This is a genomic window from Gordonia sp. L191 (assembly GCF_030077625.1).
GTDB lineage: Bacteria > Actinomycetota > Actinomycetes > Mycobacteriales > Mycobacteriaceae > Gordonia > Gordonia polyisoprenivorans_A.
Map to the genome: position 1 here is coordinate 4,926,569 of NZ_CP125996.1, position 24,410 is coordinate 4,950,978.

Here is a 24,410-nt window from a genome sequence, read left to right on the forward strand (position 1 = left end):
CGGGAAGCCCAAAAGATAGGCGAGACTTGCCTTTCTAAGGCTTCACTGGGATGAAATGCCCTGCTCACGCCCTCTACTCTGTCCGCTATGAGCACTCCCGAACGCACCAAGTTCCACCAGTTGCTGCACGACCAGATCGGCAACGAGTTCGCCGCGTCGCAGCAGTACATCGCCGTCGCGGTCTACTACGACAACCACGACATGCCGCAGCTGGCCAAGCACTTCTATGCGCAGTCCGTGGAGGAACGCAACCATGCCATGATGGTCGTGCAGTATTTCCTCGACCGCGACATGGAGGTCGATATCCCCGGAATCGACGCTCCGCGAAACGATTTCGCCGACTATCGAGCCCCCATCGACCTGGCTCTCGAACAGGAACGCCGGGTGACCCAGCAGATCGTCGACCTGGCCAAGTCGGCCCGTGACAGCGGCGACTACCTCGGCGAGCAGTTCATGCAGTGGTTCCTGAAGGAACAGGTCGAGGAGGTCGCCACCATGACGACGCTGCAGACCATCGCCGAGCGCGCCAACGGCAACCTGTTCGATCTGGAGAACTTCGTCGAGCGCGAGGTGAACGGTCCGGCCGCACCCGATGCCACTGCGCCCACCGCGGCCGGCGGCAACCTCTGACGATGGGCGCGTCATCCCACCCTGCCCGAGTGTCCGAATAGTCGGTTTTGTTCACCGATCGGGAAGAAACTCTGTCGATATTCAGCCATTCTTCAGCAGCGTCGGGCAGGGTGGGCCCATGGCTTCATCGCGTATGAACCCTCAGAGAGGCATCAGCTCCCGAGCCGACCGGCGCACCACGGTGCCACGCTGGTTCGCCGCCATGGCGGCGGTGTACGGAACCGCCGTGACCTTCCTGGCCGTGGCGTTCCTGCTGGGTGCGAGCACGTGGTCGCATTCGGCCAGCGGCAGTGCCATCGCCGACGGCTTCGCCCGCTGGTGGCCGTCGGCGAGCCTGGCCGCGGCGATCGTGGCGATCGTCCTGGTCACTTTCGGTGCCGCCGCCTCCCGCCGACGTCGTACACGCGCGCGGGTGCCGCGCATCTGACGGCCCACCGCGCTGCGTCTCAGCGCAGCGTGACCTGCCGACCGCGGATGCCGTCGCGCGAACTGCGTTCCTCGATCGTCAGCTCGGCGGTCTCGGCGAGCGCATCGGTGAGCCACCCGTCGAACTGATCCAGCGCGTCGTACCACTCCTCGTGATGGCGCTCGTTGTCGAGGTCGAACACCGGCACCAGCAGTCCGTGGGTGCGGAACGATCCGGCGAAGCGCGACCCCTCCCCGAGCGTCAGCCGCCCTGCGGCGTGCAGTCGCGCGAGGGCGGTCATGACGTCGTCCTCCGGTTCGGGCCGGACCCAGCGCAGGTGAGCCCGTTCTCCGGCATCGACCCACCAGGGTGCCCCGTTGCCGCTGTCGACATGCATGCGGGCGGTGGGCAGCACGGTTTCGTTGGCGCGCTCGAGCATCGCCGCGATCTCCGGCGGCACCTCGTTGCCCGGCGGGAACCACCACGAGAAGTCGTTGTGCACAATGATCGGCAGCTGCGCGTCGACGTCGAGGATGTCGGCGAGCTCGGGGCAGTCGGCCTCCTCGCCGCCGTGCCGGTACTCGTTTCCGGGGCCGGTGTGTGCAGCCCATTCGATGGCCGCCGCGAGCGCCCGATTCAGGTCATCGGGGTCGGGATCGGTCTGCAATGCCGCCAAACCCTCTGTGGCGCCGCGTACTTCACGGGTGATCGCCGCGACCGCGCCGGGCAGGATGGTAGCCAGCACGACGTTGTTGCGCGTCGCATCCGGTGCCTGCGGCGCCGGCGCGGTGTCGTCGGGCATCACCGACGTCAACTCCGGTTGCGGTGGTCCGGGCTCGATGAGGTCGAGCACCGCGGTCGCCGACGGGACGAAGGCGCGCAACGCCACCAGGTCACACTCGGCGGCGAGGCCGGCGAACGGGCGCGGCGACGGCGCGAGCGCTGCCGCCGCCCGCGCCTTGCGTGCGGCCACCCGCTCGGCTCGATTACTTCCCGGACGCGGCCCACTACCCCGTTTGCTCTTCTTGCCCATGGGACCACCCTCTCACGGACGCCGACGGCGCCGACGCGTGCGCCTGCTGCACGTCAGTCGACGGTGACGAGCCAGTCGCGCACCTTCTGCGGGTGGTTGGTGGCGATCCAGCGAACGCCGAGGTCGGCACACAGCTGGACGTCGGCCGCCTCATCGACCGTCCAGCAGTAGGTGACGCGGCCCGCGGCGGCAGCCTTGTCGACGAGTTCGGGATGCATCCGCAGCGTCTGGACCGACGGGCCGATGCCGGTGGCGCCGACGGCGGTCGCGGCGCTGCCGCCGAGGACGCGCGCAGTCTCGCCGAGCAGGATGGTCGGCAGGATCGGCGCGTGCCGGCGGATTCGCCACACCCCCGCCGAAGAGAACGAGATGACCACGGCCCGACTGTGATCCGCCGACGGCGGGGTCGCCACACCGAAGTCGTGCAGGGTCGACAGCAGCTGTTGTTCGACGAGGCTGCCGAAGCGCACCGGATGCTTGGTCTCGATGAACAACCGCACCGGGCGACGCCAGTCCAGGGTCAGTGTCAGCAATTCGGCGAGGGCCAGGACCTTGGCGGGGCCACCCCCGGCATGCCAGCTGCCGAAGTCCAGTTCACGCAGTTGCGCCAGCGTCATCTCGCTGACGATGCCGGTGCCGTCGGAGGTGCGGTCCACCGTGCGGTCGTGAATGCACACCAGCTCGTGGTCGGCGGTCAGGCGGACGTCGCACTCGAGTCCGTCGGCACCTTGTTCGAGCGCGAGTTCGTAAGCGGCCAAGGTGTGTTCGGCCACATCGGCAGACGCACCGCGATGTGCGACGACGGCAGGTTTACCCGACCGCGAGACCTGCTCGGCGAGGTTCATGCGACCACCACCCATCGGTGTGCGGGGACTTTCGGTTCGGCGGAGCTCCCCGAGAACACCGCGGGCAACCGACGTGCGGCCCAGAAGGCGAACGCCGCCGAGACCGCCGCGGTGAGCACGACCATGAACAGGGCGTTCGCGCCGGTCTGGATGGAGCCGGACACCGCGCCCACCCACCAGGTGATGCCGGTGAGCACGGCGATCACGTTGACCACCGTCCAGCCCACCCAGAGCTTGCGCAACCGGGTACGCGCGGCACTGCGGGCGACGTCGTCGAGCATCTCGGCGGGTTCCTGCAACAGCAGCACGGCGCCGGCGACATTGACCAGCGGGATCGCGGCCAGCGGAATGCTCTGCCACCGCGGCCGTGGGTCGAAAAACCCTCGCGCGCCATAGGTTTCGGATCGCACGGCCAGAACCCACCGGACGAAGACGACGGTCGCGTAGACGAATCCGGCGATCGCCAGCATGCCCGCGGCCAACACAAGCACCGTGCTCAGACCGATCAACCAGCCGGGCAGCGTCGTCGATCGATTGATCACCAGCAAGAGATAGCGCAGCAGGTGCGCGCACGTCGACGCGACGAACGCGGCCCCGCCGATCTGCAAAGCACCGGTCAGCGCCACCCCCAGGCGGGCAGGAGAGTTGCGCGGCTCGTCCTCGGTGACCGGGGTGTCGACGAGACCCCACCGAGGGAGGTAGACGTACCGCGGGATCAGCCGCGGGCCGGTACGCCGTGGCGGGCGCGGCGGCGGCAGGGTGTCGGCCGGGCGGCGGGCCACCCATCGCACCCGGCGGCCGCCGTACATCCGCGGCGGACCCGACGGTGGGCGCACACCGGTCGGGCGCGCACCGGACTGCTGCGGGGCCGCAGGACTGTAGGCAGCCGGACGCGGCGGCACGCTCGGCGCCTGCTGGTGGGCGGCGACGACCGCGGCGGCGTCGGCGTCGGAGGCCACGACGGTCAGCGGACCGCCGCACCGGGGACAGCGGTCACGTCCATCGCGGTGCGGAGCCTGGATGCGGCAACGCGGGCAGAGGTCGAGCATCCTCAGACCGGCCCCGATCCGGTTTCCACCGGTTTGCCGTTCTCGCGCCAGGCCAGCATCCCGCCACGCACACAGCTGCCGTCGTAGCCGACCTGCAGCAGATACTGCAGGACCCGCATCGACCGCCCGCTCGAGTGACAGATGACGTAGAGGTCGGTGCCGGGATCGATCTCGTCGAGTCGGCCCGGGACCTCGCCGAGAGGAATGTGCACGGCGCCGCGGACGTGGCCGTCGACCCACTCGTCGTCCTCACGGACGTCGAGCAGTACCTTGTCGGTGGCGGTGCTGAAGTCGTCCGGCAGCTCGGTCACGGGAACCTGTGGAATCTCGCCCATGCTCACCGATCCATCGTCGCACAGGGGCGGCGCCGCCGACCGCGCCGCCGCGAGAAGGCCGGCGGGCGATCCACCGCACTACACCCCGACTTGACATTCGTCCAAACCCGGACCGCCTACTATGTAGGTCTGCATAATGCTATCCACATGCACATGCACGTCTGCTGTGACCTGAGACACGGCAGACCATCAAGGTGTGGATGAGACTGTGGAATCTGTGGAGAACCGGACACGGTCAACCGACCCACTGTGACGACAGTCACGAGTTTGCAACAGCAGCGCGTCAAACAGTTCACGACAGTGCAGCGCTTGAGCGAAATGAGCAGTTCACAGTTATCCCCACATCCTGTGGATAACGTGGGGACAACAACCGGCCGCACGGATGATTCGCGTCACAACAGCACACACGAGTGTCCCGAATTCGCACCGCGAGCCGGTTTCGGCCCGTCAGCGCAACCGCACCGCGCTGGCACGTTCGAGCGCACTCACCGCGCCGCCGATCAACTCCTCGGCGACCACCGACGCCCGGACCTGATCGCCGACGATCCGCGCGAGCAGCGGTTTGGGGGCGTCGACGACGGTGATCTCGGCGTCGGGATAGTGCTCGGCCACCACCGACCGCATGACCCCGATGCCGTCGACGAGTCCCAGTTCGGCGGCCCGCTCGCCGATCCACACGTCCCCGGTGAACAAGACGTCGTCGTCGGCGGCCAGTCGTTTACCGCGGCGTTGGCGCACCCACCGGATGAACGTCTCGTGGAGTTGGTGCTGCAACCCCTGCAACCATTCGACGTCGTCGGCCTTCTCCGGCGAGAAGGAGTCGAGCCGCACCTTGTTCTCACCGGCCGAGTACAGACGCCGTTGCACCCCGAGCCGACCGAGGACATCGACGAACCCGAAGCCGGACGACACCACACCGATCGAGCCGACGAGCGAGGTGTGGGCGGCATAGATCTCGTCGGCCGCACACGCGATCCAGTACCCGCCGGAGGCGACGACGTCCTCGCAGAACGCCAGGACGCGCACGCCCTTCTCCGAGGCGAGTTGCCGGATGCGTTCGGCGATGTACTCCGACTGCGTCGGCGACCCACCGGGCGAATTGATGACGATGACGACCGCGCGCAGATGCTCGATGTCGAAGGCGCGTGCGAGAACCGGCTCGACGCTCGTCGTCGACAATCCCGGCCGCCCCGGACCGCCATGGCCGATCACCCCGTCCAGGCGCACCACGGCAACCTTGTCCGACCGCTTGTGCGCCAGCTTCTTCGCTATCCGCCCCAGCGGTCCACGGCTCATCCCACCGAGCCTAGGGCATCGGTGGGATGCGGGTCCCCCACCTAGACTGCTGACGTGCAGATCCGCTGGCTCACGGCGTTCCTGGACTTCGGAGCGTCGCACTTCGGGACCGAGGTCACCTATTGGCGCGCGATCACCGGATCGACGGTGTCACCCCCGCGCGGTGAGCACCGCGAATTCGCCACGCTCGAGCCGTTCAGCGGCGACGCCCATCTGCGGGTGCAGCGGGTGCAGGACGGCGCCGGTGGCGTTCACCTCGACATCCACGTCGACGACCCGCGGGCCGCGGCCATCGAGGCCGGCGACCTGGGGGCGACCCTCGTCGCCGATCACCCGACCCATCTGGTCTACGACTCCCCCGCCGGTATGCGGTTCTGCCTGGTGCCCGCGGTGGGCTCGCCGCGTCGCGCCCGTCCGATCCGGTGGCCGGAGGACACGATCTCGATCATCGACCAGATCTGTATCGATGTACCGGCATCTCTGTTCGATCGCGAGGTCGTCTTCTGGTCACAGTTGACGGGCTGGCCGACGAGCCAGCGGGCGCGTGCCGAATTCGTCGCGCTACGCCGCGACCCCGCATTGAGCCTGGGAATCCTGTTGCAGCGCTTGGATTCCGCAGGTGATTCCGACGGTGGCACCGATACCGGCAAGGGCACCGATACCAACAGGGGCACCGGGCACGCGTCGGCCCATCTCGACCTGGCCACCACATCGGTCGACGACGAGGTGGGCCGTCACGAGGACTGGGGCGCCCGCGTCGTGGCCCGGTACCCGTCGTGGACGGTGATGGCCGACCCGGTCGGCAGGTACTACTGCATCACCGACCGGAATCCGCGGACGGGACAGTGACACCGGTGTTGCTGACATCGGCGTTGCTTCGACGCATCCACTCCCGCAATCGGGTGATCTCGGCGTCGAGTTCGGTCCGCACGACGCGGCTCGGCATACCGAACAGGTCGGTCTCCACGGTGTCGGTGCCCGGCGGTATCCGCCAGGTGCCGGCCAGCCGGCCGTCGACGAGGACGAAGCCCGGGGAGCGCCCGTTGGGGGTGACGGTCCGCGCGAACAGGTCGTCGTCGGCGATGCGGGCCCGATCGCCCTGGGCGACGAGGACGTGATCGAACGGCGCGATCAGCCGGACGGGCGCGGGCTCGTCCTCGTCGGCGAGGTCAAGACCTTCGAGGTCGTAAAGGGTCTGCCCCTGCGGTCCGGCGTAGGCGGCCAGCTCCCACTCGCGCTCCATCTGTTCCACGAGCGTACGTAATCCCTTGAGCCCCGACCACTTTCCGATCGCGCTTACCGACGCCGGGCCGAAGCCGCGCAGGTAGAGCCGGATCAGTTCGCGGCGGGCTTCCTCGCCGGCGAGCGCAGGGTCACCGGGACCGATCCAGTCGTCGAGAAGTGCATAGGTCGGGCGGCCACTGCCCCGCCAGAGCCCGCGCGGCGGGGTCTGCACGAGCGGCAATGCGCATCGTGCCATCGCGGTCAGCGTCGACAGCTTCTCTCCGGGATGCCGTTCGGCGAGAGCGCGTCCGAGCTCGTCGCCGCCGATCGGGCCGTCGCCCAACAACTCCCGGGCATCGTCGATCACCGCCGCCGGGGTGGTCGACGCGAGCGTGGATGCGTGCGCCGAGCGCAGTTCACCGTCGAGGACCGGCTGCGCGAGCGGACGAATCCAGCGGGCGTCGGCACCGTCGACGAGGAAGACGGTGCCGCGCAGCAAGGCGATGCGCACGACCTCCCGGTCGGTGAGCAGGTCATCGAGTTCGTCGGGCTCGAAACCCTCGATGCGGCACTGCAATCCGAAGAACGCCGCCTTTGGGTCTTGTGACTGCATGCCGACGAGCCGGTCGATCACCTCGATGGCGTCCTCGTCGGCGCGGGCGAGCAGGTGTTGACGACACAGCAGTGTGCGATTCCACTGCCCCGCGGTGATGGATGGGGGCACCGCCGCGGATCAGGCCGGGTAGGTGACGCCGGTGGCCGCGTGGCAGCGGTACCCGTGCGGGTTCTTCGCGAGGTACTGCTGGTGATAGTCCTCGGCGTAGTAGAAATGCCCGTCACCAGCTCGCTCGAGGGCTGCGATCTCGGTGGTGATCGGACCGAGGCCGGCGGCGTCGAGGGCCTTCTGGAAGGTGGCCGCACTCGCCCGGGCCGCCTCGGCGTCGGCGTCGGAGAGGGTGAAGATCGCCGAGCGGTATTGGGTGCCGATGTCGTTGCCCTGCCGCATCTCCTGCGTCGGGTCGTGGTTCTCCCAGAAGGTCTGCAGGATCTTCTCCAGGCTCACCTGCGCGGGATCGAAGACGACCAGCGTCGACTCCGTGTGTCCGGTGCGAGCGGTGCAGGTCTCCTCGTAGGTCGGGTTGGGAGTGAAGCCGCCGGCGTAGCCGACCGCGGTGGTCCACACCCCCGGGACCTGCCAGAAGATCTCCTCGATGCCCCAGAAGCAACCGCCGGCCAGGACCACCTCCGCAAGGCCGTCGGGAAAGACCCCGATGCCGAGCCCGTCATCGGGGGACTCACCGCGCATCGGGTGGTGCAACACGATGTTCTCCGCAGCGAGCGGGACCGGCGTCGCACGGCCCGGCAATGCCGCATCGGCCGAGATCAGCTGCTGTTTTCCGGAGCGGGAGGTGAGGAGCTCGTCAAGCCACGACATGCCTTCGAGTCTACGCGGGTCGCCGGGGGCGAAGTTGAGCCCGAACTGCCAGTGTGTTTATGATGACGAAGACGGCTGTGATATCCGTCACTGAGTAGTCCGACTCGACAGCCCCGAGGCGCCTGGTCCACCACGCGACCCGCAAACCCGTAAGGACGACGATGGCCACTGATGCGACCCACGATCTTCGTCCGTCGCTCACGCGTGGCCAGTCGATTCCCCGCCCCACCTACAACGTTCGCTCCTCGTGCATCGGCATCGGTCTGAGCATCTTCGCGCTCGTCGTGTTGCTCGTCGCGCTCGCCCTCTGGTGAGGGCGCAGCATCCTGAGCGATTCGCTCACAGCGAAGCGATATTCGGTATGAATCCCGCACATCCATTGTGCTTCTTGGGTTCTCGTTGACCGCACCTCGTCAATACCTCAACCCTGCTTGAACTTTGTTGGGCCGTGTTTGTTGCATTCCCACAAACACTGGGGAAGGCTGGAAGCATCCGCGAGGCGGCGTCCACCCGGGGCGATCACGCGCGCGTCGATAGTGAAAGCAACACCCGAACGGCATGTGCCCAAGGGGGTATGTGCGCAGAGAGGATTACCGTGGCTGAATACACCTTGCCGGATCTCCCGTACGACTACGCGGCACTGGAGCCGCACATCTCCGGCAGGATCATGGAGCTCCATCACGACAAGCACCACGCCACCTACGTCAAGGGCGCCAACGACACCCTCGACAAGCTGGCCGAGGCTCGTGCAGACGGATCGATCGCCGGCAAGGTCTACGGACTGTCGGCAACCCTGTCGTTCCACCTGGGTGGCCACACCAACCACTCGATCTTCTGGAAGAACCTGTCGCCGAACGGAGGCGACAAGCCCGAGGGCGACCTGGCCGCCGCCATCGACGACCAGTTCGGTGGCTTCGACAAGTTCCAGGCCCACTTCACCGCTGCGGCGACCACACTGCAGGGTTCGGGCTGGGCGATCCTGGGCTACGACACCATCGGTGGCAAGCTCGTGATCCTGCAGCTGACCGATCAGAGCGGCAACATCCCCGCCGCGATCATCCCGGTCGTCATGCTCGACATGTGGGAGCACGCCTTCTACCTCGACTACCAGAACGTCAAGCCGGACTACGTCAAGGCCTGGTGGAACGTGGTCAACTGGGCCGACGCCGCCGAGCGCTTCGGCCGGGCGACCTCGCAGGGCAAGGGCCTCATCGTCCCCGCCTGAGTTCCCGATCTTCACCGCCGACGGCGGCCGACCCCTGTGGGTCGGCCGCCGTCGACCGTTGTGCGGTGGACAAACCTGAGGCTGGAGACATCCCGGACGCATCCGGTCAGAACTAACCTCGACACACCGATCCGGCAGTGCCCACACCGGGGTACTGCCGGATTGCTGTACTGGTTGAGCTGACGGCAAGGGAGTGAACGTGCGAATCCTGGTAATCGACGACGACGCCAACGGCGCGGAGACTGTGCGCCGAACTCTGGTCGCCGAGGGGTGGGTGGTCGACGTCGCCAACAATGGCGATGAGGGATTTATGCACGCTCTGCACGGCCGGTACCAGGCGATCGTGTGCGACATCATGATGCCGGGCCTCAACGGGTACGAGGTGGTCCGTCGGCTCCGCGCCGAGCAGGTGTGGACCCCGGTGCTGATGCTGACTGCCAAAGACGGCGATTACGACGAGATCGATGCGTTTGACCTCGGGGCCGATGACTACCTGACTAAACCCTTTTCGGTCGAGGTCCTCGTCGCCCGATTGCGGGCGTTGATCCGGCGGGGCGGGCCGGGTCGACCGGCGGTCCTGACCGCGGGGTCGTTGACGTTGGATCCTTCGGCGCATCTGGTGCACCGGCGGGGTGAGGAGGTGGCGCTGACGCCGAAGGAGTTCAGCGTGCTGGAGTTTCTTCTGCAGCATGTCGGTGTCGCGGTCACCAAGACCGAGATCATTGATGCGGTATGGGACAACAACTTCGATGGTGACCTCAATGTTGTTGAGGTCTATATCGGCTATCTCCGCAAACGCGTCGACCGGCCGTTCGGGTGCGCGTCCATTGAGACAATCCGTGGGATCGGGTACCGGCTAGTTGCGGTCGACTGATAGCGCACGCCCCCTGATGGTGTCCGGGGGGTCGACCGGAATTGTGATGGTGACGGCAGCACCACCGATCGGAGCCGCGGTGATGGTCACCGTCCCGCCGTGGGCGCGGGCGATCTCATCGACGATGGCCAGGCCGAGTCCTGACCCGCCGCTGCTGCGGCGGCGGTCGGGGTCGAGGCGGACGAACCTGTCGAGGACCCGCTCGCGGTCGGCGGCGGGAATTCCCGGCCCGTCGTCGGCGATGGTCACCGCGCAGGATTGCGCTACCTCGTCGGCGTGGACATCGATTCGGATGGCCGCGTGTGCGTGGCGCATCGCATTGTCGGCGATGTTGCGGATTGCGCGGCTGAGCTTCTCGCTATCTGCGTGCACCTGCACGGCATCGATGCGGGCGGTGACCGCGACTCCGCCGAGGCGTGTCAAGCGTCGGGCTTCGTCAGCGACGATGTCGTCGACATCGACCACGCTGCGGCGCAGAGGGATACCGCGTTCGTCGGAGCGAGCGAGGAGGAGTAGGTCATCGACCATCATCTGCAGGCGTACCGCCTCGGGATACAAGATGGTGTCGATGGTCGAGTGATCGATGGACAAGCCCCGAACGCGGGCGAGGTCGAGTAGGCCCACCAGGGTGACCAGCGGACTGCGCAATTCGTGGGAAGCATCGCCAACGAACCGACGTTGAGCCTCGCTGGAGACGTGTAGGCGCTGCAACATTTCGTTCATTGTCGTTGCCAGCCGGTCGATCTCGTCACCGGTGTGTGGTTCGGAGACGCGCCGGCTCAGATCGCTACTGGTGATGGCGGCGACCTCGGTACGAATCTGTTCGACCGGTCGCAGAGTCCGCCCGACGAAGAAATAGGTGGTGGCGGCCAGTAGCACGAGGATGAGTGGGAACACCGAGGCGAACAGGATTGCCACAGTGACCACTACGTCGGTGATAGGACCTTCGGCGGCGGCGACCGCGATGGTGACCGGGCCTCTGGGGCTCGTGACGCCCAGAACGGTGACGCGATATTCGGTCGGATCGTCGCCTATGGTTGCGCCATCGAGGGTGGACCGCTCACCGGGTCCGAGCGGGTGGGTGAGCGGCGCACTACGGTCACCGGCGGTGCCGGCGATGACACGACCGTCGGCGCCGATGATCTGGATGACGTCGATGTCCTTCGAGGTCGTCAGCGCCGACGCGTCGAGACCGCTCATCGACTCGGTGCGCACTGTCGTCGCGAGCTCGACGGCACGCGCTGAGGTCGCAGCATCAGCCGAATTGAGCAGCGACTTGTGCAGCACCAGCAACATCACACCTGCTGCCGCGGCCAACGCTGCGGCGAGCAGTACCGTCGCAAGAATCGTCAAACGCGCCCGCACGCCGACGGTGCACCGCCGCAACCAGGCGACTACCGATCGCACGATGGGTGTCACAGGACGAGACTAAGCACTCACCTACCGCGCCCGCAGTATGGCATTTCAGCGTTCACTCAGCCCGCTACAGCGTCGCTTCAGCAATGCCTCGGCACAGTTGCGCGGGTGAACACCGTTTTAGCGGGTGGCACCACACCACACCGCGCCGCCACAACTGCATTGCTGTTCCTCGTGTGGCTCCTCGGTGTGACGATCGCGTCGCACCACAACCCGTTCGCGGGCCTTGACGTCGCTGTAGGGGAATGGTTCGTCGAACATAGATCCCCCGGTATGACCGCAATCGTCTCCGCACTCACCGTCATCTTCAGTCCGGTGTGGGTGGGGATGTGGACGGTCATCAGCGCCGCCGTTCTGGGTGTGCGCGATCGCTCGCTCCCCCGGGCGACTCAGGTACTGATGACGGTGGCAATGGCCGGCGCGATGTGCGAGATCCTGAAGATCGCGGTCGGTCGCGCGCGCCCCCCGATAGCCCACCAGATCGGCGGTACAGAGCTATCGATGTCGTTTCCATCAGGGCATGTGTCGGGAACTGCTGCCCTGACCCTTGGTCTCGCGGTTGCCCTCACCGCCCGCTCTTCCCTGGCTCCACGCGCCGCCGCGATCTGTGTGGCCCTCGCGGTGTCACTCGTCGCCGCCGCGACTCGCCTATACCTGGGGGCGCACTGGCTGACCGACGTCACCGCGGCGATCGCCCTGGGCGTGGGGGTCGCTGCCATCGCACCCGCGGTGACGGCCACCACGCTCACCCGCCTCAGCCCGCACCTCCCGGAGCGGTTTCACGCGTTCATCGACCCCACCCGCTCACGCGACGACCACGATCACGAGAACAGCCGATGCACCGCGACGCACTGACCCACGGCACTCCACACACCACGCGGTACGCCGTGAGCAAGGTCCCCGAGGTCACCATCTACTTCTGGGTGATCAAGATCCTCGCGACGACGGTTGGTGAGACCGCGGCGTACCCCTGCCGGTGACGACAACGGTGTTCACGTGCGCGCTCGTCGTGGTGTTCGTCCTCTGGTGGGCCGTAGAGCGCACCTTGTCGATCCACTCGATCCGCACGCCACGCCGCGAAGCGTTCTACTGGCTGACCATCCTGCTGACCTTCGCCCTGGGCACCGCCGCCGGTGATCTGATCGCCGAACGCCTCGCCCTGGGCTACGGGTGGTCACTGGTGCTGTTCGCCGCCGTGATCACCACGATCACCCTCGCCCACTACGGATTACGGATCAACGCCGTCCTCGCGTTCTGGGCCGCCTACATCGTGACCCGCCCGCTGGGCGCCTCACTGGGCGACCTGCTCACCCAACCCGCCGACGCCGGCGGACTGGGACTGGGCAAGACCGTGGTCAACTCGGTCTTCTTCGTCGTGATCATCGCACTCGTCGCCTACCTCAGTGTCACCCGCGTCGACCGCCCCAACAATGACATTGCGCCATCGGTGTCCGCTCGTGACTGGGCGCGTGAGTAGCCTGTGGTGGATGACAAAACATCCAGGAGCTGTGACACGTACCCGGGAGCACTCGACCCGCGGCTGTCTACACACGGACGAATCAGTTGGTGCCCGTGGTTTGTGAGGCGCCCAGGCGAACTGGGTGACATGCAGGTTTGGATGACAACCGACTTGGGAGTGACCGGTAGATTCGCGCAGTTCACGGCGGGGCATGTCCCACGTCCGTGTCGCCGAGTCTCAACCAGGGTCACCAAGTCTCAATTGTGTTAGTGTCCCCGATTCCGATGCCATAGAGCAGTTTTCGGCCGAACGGACGACACCGAACAGAGATGAATGGACCGATCAACCGATATCGGCGGTTTGCCCGAGGCGGTTAGCGTCGCACTGCTCTGTTCACCGTGACGTTCCCTCGAAGGAGAACTCGTGCCCTCTCGCACCGTGCGCGCCCTCTGCGCCACCGCCCTGTCCGCTGCCGCTTTGGCCCTCGCCGCTCCCGGTCTGGCCCAGGCCGACGGGACCCAGGACCCGGCCTATAGCGGCCCGGTAACGCCCTGCGACGTCGAAAACACGCCGCGCTCCGGAGGCTTCGCTGCCGAACCGCAGACTTTCCCCAAGAGCATCGGTCGGACCGGCCCCACGTCGTTGGTGCTGAACTTCGACGCCGAGGACGAACCGGACAAGTTCGATGTGATCTACGAGAACAAGCTGATCGCCACGACTGGATGGCGCGGTTCCGAGTCGGCGAACAAATTCAATCGACCTCTTTCGGGACTGGGCTCCGGAAGCATCAGAGTCGCGGTACCGCGGGGCTCTTCCTCGGTCGTCACTGTGCGGGTTTCCACAGATTCGGAAAGCACGGTCTGGCACTTCACCGCTCAGTGCCCGAACTGACGTCCCTCGCAACCGGTGAGTCACAACCACCGTCGCGCCGGTGCCAGTGATCGCCATATTCGCGACCGATGCGTGGCAGTGATCCGGTCGAGGGCTGCGGTCAGCGACAACTGCGAGGCCGCGACCGGGAAGGCGACGACCACGACCGACAGCAGCACCATGATCGGATACTCGCCGATGAGTTGATCCGCGGACCAGTACGTCATCAATGTGAACACCGAGCCGAGCGCTGCCGGAAGGGTGAGCACACCGAGGACGAGAACGACTCCGAGCGCCGTCTCGAGTGCGGGCATCACGAACCCGAACAGGGTGGTGGAGTGACTCAACACGTGGTCGGAGAACGCGGTGAAGTACGACGGGACACGCGGATTCGATGCCGCGCTCCCGACGACGAGTCTGATGTCGGCGGAGCCGAATCCCGCTTGGTATTTCAGCAAGCCCTCATGGAGCCACAGCACACCGAGCGCCACCCGGACCACGGTCGCCGGCAACCAGCCCAGCACCTGAAGGGTGGCGCTCATGACAGCGGGGCGGCACCAAACACCGCTTTGGCCTTGTCGCAGTGGATGACCACGTTGTGATACATCGCGAGGTCGACCCCGGTGACCATGAAGGTCTGGGAGGCAGCGTCGTAGCGGACCGGACCGATCTGCTTACCCGCGCCGACGGCCGCCTCATCGGTGCCGTTCGTCAGATAGAGGTGGAGGTCCGGGCCTTCGTCGGAGGAGAATCCCGTCAGCACAACGCTGTCGCCGTTGACGGTCACCTTGCCGGATACGTTCTTGCCATTCATGCCGGCGAAGGTACCGCCACGGGAAGCCCCCACCGGCTGCGACATCGACATCGTCGAGGTCATCGACATCGACGAGCCGCCGGCGGGGGCAGCCGTCGTCGATGAGCCCGAACTGTCACACGCGGAGAGCACGAGCGTGCCGGCGGCCAGTGTTGCGGCACAGAGCCCGGCGAACTGGGTTTTCTTCATGGGGATCCCTTTCGTGTACTTCGCGGAGTCATTCGGTCGGCGTCTTGCGTGTGCCGATGTCGTCGTCTATGGATGACGACTGAGCCGAACGTAGTGAGCGACACCGGCCTTGCGGGAGAAGATTTCAGCACCGTAAGAGTTGTCCGGACCACCGTGGGCGGCGAACGCACTACGCTCGGTGCGGTGAATGCAGGAGCCGAGATCATGGTCGTCGAGGACGACCCCGCGGTACTCGTCGCGGTGGGTGACTTCCTGCGTGCCGCCGGGTTCATCGTCCATCAGATCGCCGACGGATCGCGAGCCAGCGACGTGTTACGTTCGGCAGCACCGGATCTCGTGGTTCTCGATCGCATGGTGCCCGGAGTGGACGGCGATCAGCTCTGTCGCCAGATCCGTGCGGACATCCCACTGACGCCGGTCATCATGCTGACGGCACTCGATTCAGTGGATGACCGTATCGCCGGACTCGAATCCGGTGCCGACGACTACCTCGCCAAACCTTTCGCGTTGCGCGAGTTGCAGCTGCGGATCGACGCCCTGCTGCGCCGTAGTCATGGCCGCCAACCGATCTCGGCGTTCTCGAGCGGGCCTTTCGGGGTCGATCCCGCGCGGCGTCGAGTCTTCCGCGATGGCCGCGAAATAGCGCTCACCACAAGGGAATACGAGCTCCTACTGTTCTTCCTTCAGCACCTCGACACCGTGTTCTCACGCGACGACATCCTTCGTGAGGTCTGGGGCTGGGCGTTCGGCGACGCCTCCACGGTGACCGTCCATGTGCGACGGCTTCGAGAGAAGATCGAACCGGAGCCACGCTACCCGCGTCACCTGCTCACCGAGTGGGGCGCAGGGTACCGATTCACCGTGGCCGGCGACCGATGATGGGGTTGACCTACCGCGACGTGCTGACGGTGATTGCGATCGCCGCGGTGTGGACGATCGCTGTGTCCGTGCTGGCACTGGCTGCGATCCGACTCGGCCGGCGTGCCTCCATCACCGCGCAGTTCGCCGTCGTCGTGTTGACCGCCCCCGTCGCGATTGCCGGATCGGTGATCGTCATCGCCGCGGAAATGTATGTGTCACATCACGATCTACAGGTATTGATCTGGGTCGTCGCCATCTCCAGCGCCATGAGTGTGCTCGCGGCGGTGGCCGTCGGACGGATCGCCCGCACGTCGATGAGTACTCTCCGCGACACGGCACGCCGGGTCGGCGACGGCGAGATCGTGTCCATCGAGGCAGGAGCGTCACGCGAGATCTCCGAGGTGTCGGCGCAACTGGCCGACACCTCGGCGCGCCTTGCCGAGGCACGCGCCGAAATCGAGCGACTCGACGCCTCACGCCGCCAGTTCTTCGCGTGGATCTCGCACGATCTGCGGACCCCTCTGACCGGGATTCGGGCTCTCGCCGAGGGACTGGAGGAGGGCGTCGCCGACAAGCCCGTGGAGTACCTCCGAGGGATCCGCACACAAACCGACACCATGAATCGGCTGGTGGACGATCTGTTCGAGCTGTCCCGGCTACGCAGCGGCGCGCTGGTGCTCCGGTGCGAGTCGGTCGAGTTGCTCGACATCGTCTCCGATGCAGTGGCGGACGTGGCACACCTGTCCCGCGCTCGCGGCATCACCATCACCCAGGCCGACATCGCCGGGCACATGGTCTGGGCGGATGCGCACGAACTCACCCGGGTGGTGGTCAATCTCCTCACCAACAGCGTCAAACACGCCCCGGCGGACTCGGAGATCCTCGTCTCCGCGGACTGCGTCGAGGACGGTCACCTCATCCTCTACGTCCTCGACCACGGCGACGGCGTCGCCACCGAGGACCTCGGCCGGATCTTCGAGGTCGGGTGGCGGTCCGAGCGCGCCCGCACACCCCACGACAGCGGCGCCGGGGCATCGGCAGGAGCCGGGCTCGGACTGGCGATCGTGCACGAGATCGTCCGTGCCCACGGCGGCGAGGTCAGCGCCGAGAACGTCGACGACGGGTTCCGGCTCGCCGTGGCACTCCCGACGCTCAGAGCATCACCGTCGCCGTGATCGCCCCGGCGCAGGCGACCGCAACGATGCCGAGCACCACCCAGTCCCGCCGATGCGGTCGGGACGGGTAGGCGGTGAGGCGGCCGGTGCCGCCGCGTGCGGTGATCGCCTCGGCCATCTCCTCGGCACGGCGCAGCGCCGAACTCATCGCCGCGACCACCATGTCGATGATGCCCATCTCGGCGGCCGGGTGTCCGGAGTCGGCGGGCGCGGTCGGTCGCAGCCGGTGTGCCGCGCGCAGCAGACGCAGCTCCTCGATGAGCATCGGCAGGCCACGTAGGCACAGCGCAATCGAGACGGCCCACTCGTCGACGGGCAGCCGCAGCCATCGCAGCGGGCGCATCAACGTCGCGATCGCGGGGGCGACGTCGGCGAGCGGCGTCGTCCAGATGACCAGGATGGAGGTGGCGACCAGCACCAGGCCCAACGCGGTGGCCCGGGCGAACACGACCACCGCGGCAACACTGACCGCGGCGTTGACGGCCGCCCCGAGGAGCAGCAGCCCCCAGAACCACCACGGCGGCCGTGGGATCGCGCCCAACGGAATGCCGGCGATCAGTGCGGTGATCACCAGCACCGCGGCAACCATGCCGAGTGCCGGCCACGACGGCAACACCCAGGTCATCACGCTGAGCACGAAGACCACGAGGAGCTTCGTGCCCGCCCACAGCCGGTGGATCACCGAATCGCCGGGCACCTGACGTAAAGGCACCGTACGCATCGTCATTCGTGAGACCTCTTTCCGCGGAACAGCGTCGGCCGGGCGGCGTCGGTCACCTCGGGCTCGTGCGGGCTGATGTCGAGTGCGGGACCGTCGTCGACGTGGTCGGTGCCGCCTTCGGTGAGGACACCGCGCACCAGATGGACGCGACGATCGCAGACCTCGCCGAGGGACGTGAAGTCATGGGAGATGATCACGATCGTCATCCCCGCACGCCGTAACCCGGCGAGCACGCCGATGACCTCGGTGCGGGCCCCGGGGTCGAGTCCGGCCAGCGGCTCGTCGAGGACGAGTACCTCCGGCCGGCGGGCCAGCAGACCGGCCAGCACCACCCGGCGCATCTGACCGCCCGAGAGCGAGTCGGTGCGGGCGGCGGCGATCGAGCGCGGCAGACCCACCGACTCCAGGGCCCGCGCCACCTCGGCGGTACCGACCTTCTCGCCGCCGGCGGCCATGATCTCCTCGCCGACGTTCTGCTTCTGGATCTGCAGACGCGCGTGCTGGAAGGCCAGCCCCACCTCACCGACCTTGCCGGTGACCTTCGCCCAGTCACCGTCGTCGGCGAGTTCGCACGTGCCCTCCGACGGCGCGATCAGTCCGGCCATGATCCACGCGAGAGTTGTTTTCCCCGAACCGTTTCCACCGACGATCAGTAGACCGTCACCGCGATCGACCGTCAGCGACACCGCGCTCAGGGCGCGCACCTCCCACGGCGAACCCGCGAGGTAGGTGTGCCCGACGTCGGTCAGACGCAACAGCGGCGCGCGATGGCCGATCGCGTGGGTCTCACCGACGGTCTCCGGCCGCGCCTCGCCGCCCGGTCCGGCGGCGGGAAACCACGTCGGCGATTCGGGGACCACCCGACCGTCGACGATGTGCACGACGCGGTCGGCGGCCGCGGCTTCCGAGGCACGGTGGGTGATCAACACGACGGCGACGCCGCGGGTGCGCGGCAGCGCGGTGAGCAACGCCATGATCTCCTCGCGGCCCTGCGGGTCGACCATCGAGGTCACCTCGTCGGCGATGAGCAACGCGGGATCACGGGCCAGCGCCCCGGCGATGGCCAGGCGCTGCTGTTGCCCGCCCGACAGATCCGAGGTCTCACGTTCGCCGAGGCCGGCCAGTCCCACCTCGGCGAGCAGCGCCTCGACGTCGACGTCGAGGCCCGCCGGAAGACCCCAGACGACGTCGTCGGCGACCCGGGAGCCCAGCATCTGCGTCTCCGGGCGCTGCAACACCATGGCGGTGCCGCCGAGGCGACCGAGGCCCGCAGCACCCGGGCGGGTCAGGGTGCCCGCCGACGGGCGTCGTCCGGCGAGGATCTTGGCCAATGTCGACTTGCCCGATCCGTTGGCGCCGACGACGGCGATGAACTCGCCCGGCTCGATGGTCATGTCGATGCCGCGCAGGATGCGCCGCCCGTCCGGCTCGTAGGAGAACTCGACGTCGCGCAGGGTCATCGGCAAGGGGGCGATGACGGTGTCGTCACCGACGGTGACCTCTGCGTCCCCGGCGTCGAGGGTGTCCTCGCTGGGCACGTCGGAGAGCCGCGTGATCACCGCGCCCAGAATCCACCAGGCCACCACGATCGTCAGGAAGGTGCCGACCGCCCCCGACACCAGAATCCACAACCACCACCAGTCGACGATGCTGGTGCGGAAGCTGGTGAGTCCGTGGGCGATTCCGTCCCCGATCGAGGGGATCTTCCCGATCCACCGGGCCGCACCCTCGAGGGAGTTGGACAACGCGGCCAGCACCAGCTCGCGCAGGGGTTTGAGGATCAGCAGGATCAGCACTGTCACCGCGGCCACGACGGGCGCCACGATGGTGGCCGCGGCCAGCATCGCCGGCACGCCACGGCCGCGTCGTTTGAGTTCGCCGATGATGCCGCCGAGGACCGCCGAGCCGAACACCGACAGCGCGGCACCGCTGCCGGCCATCGCGAAGGCCACCCCGGTGTTCGCGACCGCCGCCGCGACGGTGGCGCGCGGGCGTGTCCGGGCGGCGATCAGGGCCAGCGGCACCGGGGCGAGTACGCGCACCGCACTGGCGAGTGGGATGACCGCGGCGATGACCACGGCGGCCACGGCCAGCCCGCCAAAGATCGCGATCGAGGCTATTTCGACCGGGCGCAGCGGTCCGCGGGGTGCACTCGGCTTCCCCGCCGAAGGTGTCTCGGTCCTTCTTCGCACCTCACCAGTGTGCCTGGACGTGCTGGGCAGCCCGCCGCGGCGTCGGCGCACACGGTCCGCAGCAGGCTGTGAACGCGGAGTGTAAAAGTACCGTCACATCCCGGTGATTCGAGTTGTCGCGGCGCTGGGAAGGGTGGATATTTTCTTCACCGGTTGTTCGCCAGCCGGTTCAGGTAGTACCTCGCCAGGAGGGAGTCACCATGCAGTCCACCGCGATCGGACTCACGCCGGTTCACCAGGAAGGCGAACTCAACGGCATCCTCATCTCCGGCCGCTGGCCGGAATCGACCCTCGAATGGACCCAGACCCTGGTGGCCTCGGTCCGCATCGCCTGCCGGCCCGGATTCCTGCCCACCACCACGATCTTCGGCGTCGTCGAGGAACGACCCGAGGAGGCCGCCGACGACGCCGTCGGGATGATGGTCGCCGTCGGCAACGTGGTCGACGACAGCTTCTTAGAGGCCGGGCGCTTTCTCACCAATCCACCCGCCCTGTTGATGCTGCACCCGCCCTCACGGACCCGTCCGTCGCTGCCGGAGTGTTCGCAGGTGGCCTCGGGGTGCGTGCTGTTGCCCGGACTGCCCGAACTCGGCCTCGAGCACCGTGCCGGGTGGGCCGAGGCCGAGGCCGACGGAACCGTGGTGAACCTGCGCAACCAGGTCGGAATCGACCCGGGCGCCGACCCGGACACCGCGGTGCTGGCGATGCTTCTCGCAGCGTAAGGCGCCCAAGCCTCCCGCGCCGCCGGCCGGATCGATTTTTAAGGGTACCCAAACTTTCGATTTTGAGCCCCCTACCTGCGGAAATACGGCTGCGCGAGACGTTGCGGGCGGTACTGAGGTATGGCTAACGTGGCCGTCATGATTGCTGCCCTCCTTCTGAGCTTCGGCGTGATCTTCGTCGCCGAACTCGGCGACAAGTCGCAGCTGATGGCCATGACCTACGCGTTGCGCTACAAGTGGTGGATCGTCCTCGCCGCCATCACCGTGGCGACCACCGCCGTTCACGCGGTGTCGGTGTTCTTCGGCCATTTCCTGGGTCTGTCGATCCCGTCGGACATGCTCTCGATCTGCGGCGGCCTGGCCATGCTGATCTTCGGCCTGTGGACGCTGCGCGGCGACGACCTCGACGACGACGAGAAGACCAAGGCCGATCGCGTCGGCACCTCGGTCTTCCTCGCCGTGATGTCGTCGTTCTTCCTCGCCGAACTCGGCGACAAGACGATGCTCGCGACGATCACCCTGGCGACCGACAACGACTGGGTCGGCGTGTGGATCGGCTCGACGATCGGCATGGTCGCCGCCGACGCCCTGGCGATCGTGGTGGGCATGCTGCTCGGCAAGCATCTGCCCGAGCGCGTCATCTCCCTCGGTGCCGCGGTGCTGTTCTTCGTCTTCGCCGGTTGGCTGCTGTTCGAGGGCCTCACTGCGGCGAGTACCCCGGTCGTCATCGGGACCATCTCCGCGGTGGTCGTGCTCATCGGCGTCGGCTCGGTCTACATCCGCCACGTCCACCGGCGTCGCCGGGCGAGCGAGGCGAACGCGGTGTCCGATCAGAACGCGGTGTCCGATCAGCAGGGCTCCGATCTGCAGGTGGACGAGCAGCGGGTGGACGAGCAGCGGGAGCAGGGGTCCGAACAGCACGTGGCGGATCAGCAGATGGTCAATCAGCCGAGCCACACCGACGGGTCCCGATAGCCAGTCGGCCTCGACATGTCCTAGGGTGTTCGGGAAAACACCGAACGAACGATCGGCCAGGGGTGTTCGACCTCGGGCCGGACCCGAAAGGACATGAAACGATGGACGTCTCCGGCTCCTCCGTCATCGTCACCGGCGCCGCCTCCGGCCTCGGTGCGGCCACCGCGGCCCGCTTCGCCGCCGCCGGCGCCGAGGTCTTCGGCCTCGACCTGCAGGCGGGTATCGACAAAGCCACCGAAGACGGCGCGCCGGGCGGTGTGAACTTCATCGCCACCGATGTCACCAGCGAGGACGAGGTGTCGGCGGCCATCGACACCATCGCCGAATCGGGCGCGCCGCTGCGCGTCGCGGTCAACTGTGCCGGTGTCGGCTGGGCGTCGCGCGTCCTGAGCAAGAAGGGCCCGCACGATCTCGATCTGTTCCGTAAGATCATCGACATCAACCTGGTCGGCACGTTCAACGTGATGCGGTTGGCCGCCAACCGCATGCAGCAGGAACCGGCGGTCGGCGACGACGGCGCCCGTGGCGTCATCATCAACACCGCGTCGGTGGCAGCGTTCGAGGGGCAGATCGGTCAGATCGCCTATGCCGCGTCCAAGGGCGGCGTCCATGCGATGACGATCTCGGCGGCCCGCGATCTCGCCCAGGTCGGCGTGCGCGTGTGCACGATCGCGCCGGGCACCATCAAGACCCCGATGCTCGCCGGGATCACCCCGGAGTTCCAGAAGACTCTCGCCGAGGGCATCCCGTTCCCGCAGCGTCTCGGCGAACCCGACGAGTACGCCCAACTCGCCGAGTTCATCGTCGCCCACGACTACCTCAACGGCGAGACGATCCGGATGGACGGCGCACTGCGCATGGCGCCGCGCTGAGCACTGCTCAACCCTCGGGGCCGGTCAACGCGCAGCGTGCCGGCCCTGAGGGCTCTCCTGTGAATCTTCTTCCTTGACAAAGCGTTTCGGGCTACTGGGCGCGTCGGTGTCGTCGTCCTCGACGTCCGGCAGGGCCGCGACCGCCGCGGACAGCTCCAGCAGCGGGGCCGCATCGCCCTCGAGACCGTCGTCGAGCGCGGGCAGCAGGGCACGCACCGCCCCCGATCGAACCCCCTCGGTCTTGCGGCGCCCGACTGCCATCCGCACCATCCCGGCACGAACATCAACACCTGCATACTCGAAGGCGTCGGAGAGGAACGGGCTCAGTTGCGCAAGCGCGTCGCGGATCTCGACCACCCGCCGATGCAGCAGCGCCGTCGGCGACATGCGCCCGGGATCGGGCAGGACCACTTCGGGGACCGCGTCGGTCACCAGCTCCCACAACGGCAACAGGTCCTGCGCGGCCCGACGGCGCCGACGATTCGCGGTGAGTCCCTGCCACTTCGACCGCAGCATCGGGAAACTGATCCCGAACAGGAACCCGACGACACCGAGCACCTCGAGCCATCGGCTGGCGGTCAACAGCCACGACGCGTCGATCACGCCGGTCGCGTTGCCGAGCACGTAGACGATCTGCACGACCGAGCCGATCGCCAGCAGTCCCAGCCCGGCGATCAGCAGGATCAGCGCGGTGCGCATGTACCCGTCTGCGTGCGTCAGATACTTGGCGACGCTGCGCACGCAGGCGAAGAACCCATACGCCAGATAGCCGCAGGCGATCAGATAGAACAGCGCGTAACCCCAGTTGGTCAGCGTCCAATGACTCAGTGACGCATCACGCATCTCCCCGGGCACGAACGACAGGCTGACCTGCAGCCCGATCAGCGCGGCGACGAGCGGGATGGCTTCGACGCCTGCACGCCGTTCCCGGGTCACCGAGCGGCCGGGATAGAAGAACACGACGATCAGGGCGGCCACGCCCAGCGCCAGCAGCCCGTAAAGGACAACCCGCGAGGCCCCGGCGAACAACCAGTCGTCGAGGGTGTGCGCGACCGAGTCGTTGTCGACGACGAAGGCCAGGGTCAACGCGGTGACCGCCACCGTCATGGCGAAGGCCTGCAAGCCACCGCCGTGTCGACGGAGTTGGTCGATCCGCCAGCACAACGCCGCGGCGAAGATGACCAGCGCGAGCACGTTGATCACTGCCGACGCCGTCAGCCATCGCGCGGCGAGGACCTCGGCGGCCAACGGATGCACCGACATCACAGCCACCCCTTGTGGCCTCCGAGGAGGCGCTGCAGCCCGCGGATCTCCGGGTCGGCGGAACTCTGCCCAACGCCGTCGCTGGCCTTGGCCGCCCACGTGAGGATCATCGAGGCCAGGGTCTCGGCCTCACGTTCACGCTCGTCGTCGTAGCAGGTGCCGCGCAGTGACGAGTCGGCGTCGGCGGCGCTGAGCCCGGCGAGCACTTCCGGCATGCTCGCAAGCATCTGATGACCGGCGATGAGATGCGCAAACTCGTGGATGACGATCTGATCACGATGCCAGCGCGTGGTGTTGACCTGGTGAAAGAAGTAGTCGGCGTCTTCGGCGGCCAGCCACACCCCATTGGGCACTCCCGCCGGAAGCGGGTGTGCGATGAGGCGGATCGGCCGTCCCCTGCGTGCGCCGAAGCGGTCGCAGAGCTGATCGACGTCGAGTGGCAGATCGAGGTTGAGCGGGGCGAGTACCGAACGGCACAGCGACCACATCTCGCGGGAACTGCGCATCGGACATCCCTCCTCGTCGTGGC

Annotated in this window: 29 protein-coding genes; 15 read left to right on the top strand and 14 right to left on the bottom strand. The window is 67.2% G+C overall.

Translation table 11 applies throughout. The features are described 5' to 3' along the window. Positions 1–87: 87 nt before the first annotated feature. Together QNM97_RS22190 and QNM97_RS22195 are read left to right on the top strand one after the other, a co-directional pair. Positions 88–630, top strand: coding sequence for a ferritin (locus QNM97_RS22190; RefSeq protein ID WP_283820353.1), 543 nt, complete (start codon positions 88–90; stop codon positions 628–630). Positions 631–748: 118 nt separating this feature from the next. Next, the gene (locus QNM97_RS22195; RefSeq protein WP_283820354.1) at positions 749–1,057 is read left to right on the top strand and encodes a hypothetical protein; all 309 of its coding nucleotides are present in this window, start codon (positions 749–751) and stop codon (positions 1,055–1,057) included. A 19-nt stretch (positions 1,058–1,076) separates the two neighbouring features. Here the strand turns inward: QNM97_RS22195 and QNM97_RS22200 are convergent, their stop codons facing one another. From QNM97_RS22200 to QNM97_RS22220, 5 genes are all read right to left on the bottom strand, one after another. Then, positions 1,077–2,069, bottom strand: coding sequence for a DUF5926 family protein (locus QNM97_RS22200; RefSeq protein ID WP_283820355.1), 993 nt, complete (start codon positions 2,067–2,069; stop codon positions 1,077–1,079). A gap of 53 nt (positions 2,070–2,122) precedes the next feature. Beyond that, positions 2,123–2,914, bottom strand: coding sequence for a glycerophosphodiester phosphodiesterase (locus tag QNM97_RS22205; RefSeq protein ID WP_283820356.1), 792 nt, complete (start codon positions 2,912–2,914; stop codon positions 2,123–2,125). Beyond that, the gene (locus QNM97_RS22210; protein ID WP_349632338.1) at positions 2,911–3,873 is read right to left on the bottom strand and encodes a DUF4328 domain-containing protein; all 963 of its coding nucleotides are present in this window, start codon (positions 3,871–3,873) and stop codon (positions 2,911–2,913) included. The genes QNM97_RS22205 and QNM97_RS22210 overlap by 4 nt, the downstream gene beginning before the upstream one ends. A gap of 92 nt (positions 3,874–3,965) precedes the next feature. Next, positions 3,966–4,298 (bottom strand): rhodanese-like domain-containing protein, encoded by a 333-nt coding sequence (locus QNM97_RS22215; RefSeq protein ID WP_283823286.1) that lies wholly within the window; start codon positions 4,296–4,298, stop codon positions 3,966–3,968. A gap of 447 nt (positions 4,299–4,745) precedes the next feature. Continuing rightward, positions 4,746–5,594, bottom strand: coding sequence for a S49 family peptidase (locus QNM97_RS22220; protein WP_283820358.1), 849 nt, complete (start codon positions 5,592–5,594; stop codon positions 4,746–4,748). A 54-nt stretch (positions 5,595–5,648) separates the two neighbouring features. On the opposite strand from QNM97_RS22220, the gene QNM97_RS22225 reads away from it, so the two are divergent. Then, complete coding sequence (locus QNM97_RS22225) at positions 5,649–6,443, top strand: VOC family protein (RefSeq protein WP_283820359.1); 795 nt, start codon at positions 5,649–5,651, stop codon at positions 6,441–6,443. On the opposite strand, the gene QNM97_RS22230 is transcribed toward QNM97_RS22225, so the two are convergent. Next, on the bottom strand, positions 6,412–7,542 hold the full coding sequence (locus tag QNM97_RS22230; RefSeq protein ID WP_283820360.1) for a winged helix DNA-binding domain-containing protein: 1,131 nt from the start codon (positions 7,540–7,542) through the stop codon (positions 6,412–6,414). The two genes, QNM97_RS22225 and QNM97_RS22230, sit on opposite strands and share 32 nt — an antisense overlap. Before the next feature lie 9 nt (positions 7,543–7,551). Then, the gene (msrA, locus tag QNM97_RS22235) at positions 7,552–8,253 is read right to left on the bottom strand and encodes a peptide-methionine (S)-S-oxide reductase MsrA (protein ID WP_283820361.1); all 702 of its coding nucleotides are present in this window, start codon (positions 8,251–8,253) and stop codon (positions 7,552–7,554) included. A gap of 161 nt (positions 8,254–8,414) precedes the next feature. Here msrA and QNM97_RS22240 point away from each other — a divergent pair, with 161 nt between their 5' ends. The 3 genes from QNM97_RS22240 (at position 8,415) to QNM97_RS22250 (ending at position 10,352) form a co-directional block, all read left to right on the top strand. Continuing rightward, entirely contained in the window at positions 8,415–8,567 is a 153-nt protein-coding gene (locus tag QNM97_RS22240; protein WP_014358428.1) for a hypothetical protein, read from the top strand. A 281-nt stretch (positions 8,568–8,848) separates the two neighbouring features. Beyond that, complete coding sequence (locus tag QNM97_RS22245) at positions 8,849–9,478, top strand: superoxide dismutase (RefSeq protein WP_006369159.1); 630 nt, start codon at positions 8,849–8,851, stop codon at positions 9,476–9,478. Between the two features lie 199 nt (positions 9,479–9,677). Next, entirely contained in the window at positions 9,678–10,352 is a 675-nt protein-coding gene (locus QNM97_RS22250; protein WP_283820362.1) for a response regulator transcription factor, read from the top strand. Here QNM97_RS22250 and QNM97_RS22255 read toward each other — a convergent pair. After that, positions 10,335–11,771 carry a sensor histidine kinase gene (locus QNM97_RS22255; protein ID WP_283820363.1) on the bottom strand — a complete coding sequence of 479 codons (1,437 nt, stop codon included), beginning with the start codon at positions 11,769–11,771 and terminating at the stop codon, positions 10,335–10,337. The two genes, QNM97_RS22250 and QNM97_RS22255, sit on opposite strands and share 18 nt — an antisense overlap. Positions 11,772–11,876: 105 nt before the next feature. On the opposite strand from QNM97_RS22255, the gene QNM97_RS22260 reads away from it, so the two are divergent. From QNM97_RS22260 to QNM97_RS22270, 4 genes are all read left to right on the top strand, one after another. Continuing rightward, complete coding sequence (locus QNM97_RS22260) at positions 11,877–12,623, top strand: phosphatase PAP2 family protein (protein ID WP_283820364.1); 747 nt, start codon at positions 11,877–11,879, stop codon at positions 12,621–12,623. Further along, positions 12,605–12,748 carry a hypothetical protein gene (locus QNM97_RS26540; RefSeq protein WP_349632339.1) on the top strand — a complete coding sequence of 48 codons (144 nt, stop codon included), beginning with the start codon at positions 12,605–12,607 and terminating at the stop codon, positions 12,746–12,748. The genes QNM97_RS22260 and QNM97_RS26540 overlap by 19 nt, the downstream gene beginning before the upstream one ends. Then, on the top strand, positions 12,745–13,245 hold the full coding sequence (locus tag QNM97_RS22265; protein ID WP_349632340.1) for a COG4705 family protein: 501 nt from the start codon (positions 12,745–12,747) through the stop codon (positions 13,243–13,245). The genes QNM97_RS26540 and QNM97_RS22265 overlap by 4 nt, the downstream gene beginning before the upstream one ends. 405 nt (positions 13,246–13,650) lie before the next feature. Next, a complete protein-coding gene (locus QNM97_RS22270) occupies positions 13,651–14,118 on the top strand; it encodes a hypothetical protein (protein WP_283820365.1) in 468 nt (155 codons plus the stop codon). 20 nt (positions 14,119–14,138) lie between these two features. Here the strand turns inward: QNM97_RS22270 and QNM97_RS22275 are convergent, their stop codons facing one another. Both QNM97_RS22275 and QNM97_RS22280 read right to left on the bottom strand, forming a co-directional pair. Then, on the bottom strand, positions 14,139–14,639 hold the full coding sequence (locus tag QNM97_RS22275) for a DoxX family membrane protein (RefSeq protein WP_283820366.1): 501 nt from the start codon (positions 14,637–14,639) through the stop codon (positions 14,139–14,141). Beyond that, positions 14,636–15,100: a DM13 domain-containing protein gene (locus QNM97_RS22280; protein ID WP_026920408.1), complete on the bottom strand. Its 465-nt coding sequence runs from the start codon at positions 15,098–15,100 to the stop codon at positions 14,636–14,638. The genes QNM97_RS22275 and QNM97_RS22280 overlap by 4 nt, the downstream gene beginning before the upstream one ends. A 204-nt stretch (positions 15,101–15,304) precedes the next feature. Between QNM97_RS22280 and QNM97_RS22285 the strand changes: the two genes are divergently transcribed. Continuing rightward, positions 15,305–15,979 (top strand): response regulator transcription factor, encoded by a 675-nt coding sequence (locus tag QNM97_RS22285; protein ID WP_283823287.1) that lies wholly within the window; start codon positions 15,305–15,307, stop codon positions 15,977–15,979. Then, complete coding sequence (locus tag QNM97_RS22290) at positions 15,979–17,136, top strand: sensor histidine kinase (RefSeq protein WP_020172705.1); 1,158 nt, start codon at positions 15,979–15,981, stop codon at positions 17,134–17,136. The genes QNM97_RS22285 and QNM97_RS22290 overlap by 1 nt, the downstream gene beginning before the upstream one ends. Here the strand turns inward: QNM97_RS22290 and QNM97_RS22295 are convergent. Together QNM97_RS22295 and QNM97_RS22300 are read right to left on the bottom strand one after the other, a co-directional pair. Further along, positions 17,114–17,863 (bottom strand): energy-coupling factor transporter transmembrane component T family protein, encoded by a 750-nt coding sequence (locus QNM97_RS22295; protein ID WP_283820367.1) that lies wholly within the window; start codon positions 17,861–17,863, stop codon positions 17,114–17,116. The two genes, QNM97_RS22290 and QNM97_RS22295, sit on opposite strands and share 23 nt — an antisense overlap. Then, on the bottom strand, positions 17,860–20,049 hold the full coding sequence (locus QNM97_RS22300; RefSeq protein WP_283820368.1) for an ABC transporter ATP-binding protein: 2,190 nt from the start codon (positions 20,047–20,049) through the stop codon (positions 17,860–17,862). The genes QNM97_RS22295 and QNM97_RS22300 overlap by 4 nt, the downstream gene beginning before the upstream one ends. Before the next feature lie 200 nt (positions 20,050–20,249). Here QNM97_RS22300 and QNM97_RS22305 point away from each other — a divergent pair, with 200 nt between their 5' ends. From QNM97_RS22305 to QNM97_RS22315, 3 genes are all read left to right on the top strand, one after another. Then, on the top strand, positions 20,250–20,771 hold the full coding sequence (locus tag QNM97_RS22305) for a hypothetical protein (protein WP_006369149.1): 522 nt from the start codon (positions 20,250–20,252) through the stop codon (positions 20,769–20,771). A 138-nt stretch (positions 20,772–20,909) separates the two neighbouring features. Beyond that, entirely contained in the window at positions 20,910–21,746 is an 837-nt protein-coding gene (locus QNM97_RS22310) for a TMEM165/GDT1 family protein (protein ID WP_283820369.1), read from the top strand. A gap of 101 nt (positions 21,747–21,847) precedes the next feature. Continuing rightward, positions 21,848–22,618, top strand: coding sequence for an SDR family NAD(P)-dependent oxidoreductase (locus QNM97_RS22315; protein ID WP_283820370.1), 771 nt, complete (start codon positions 21,848–21,850; stop codon positions 22,616–22,618). A gap of 24 nt (positions 22,619–22,642) precedes the next feature. Here QNM97_RS22315 and QNM97_RS22320 read toward each other — a convergent pair whose 3' ends face one another. Both QNM97_RS22320 and QNM97_RS22325 read right to left on the bottom strand, forming a co-directional pair. Beyond that, the gene (locus tag QNM97_RS22320) at positions 22,643–23,881 is read right to left on the bottom strand and encodes an MAB_1171c family putative transporter (RefSeq protein WP_283820371.1); all 1,239 of its coding nucleotides are present in this window, start codon (positions 23,879–23,881) and stop codon (positions 22,643–22,645) included. Continuing rightward, positions 23,881–24,387, bottom strand: coding sequence for a hypothetical protein (locus QNM97_RS22325; RefSeq protein ID WP_283820372.1), 507 nt, complete (start codon positions 24,385–24,387; stop codon positions 23,881–23,883). Before QNM97_RS22325 ends, QNM97_RS22320 begins: the two co-directional genes overlap by 1 nt. Positions 24,388–24,410 lie beyond the last annotated feature (23 nt).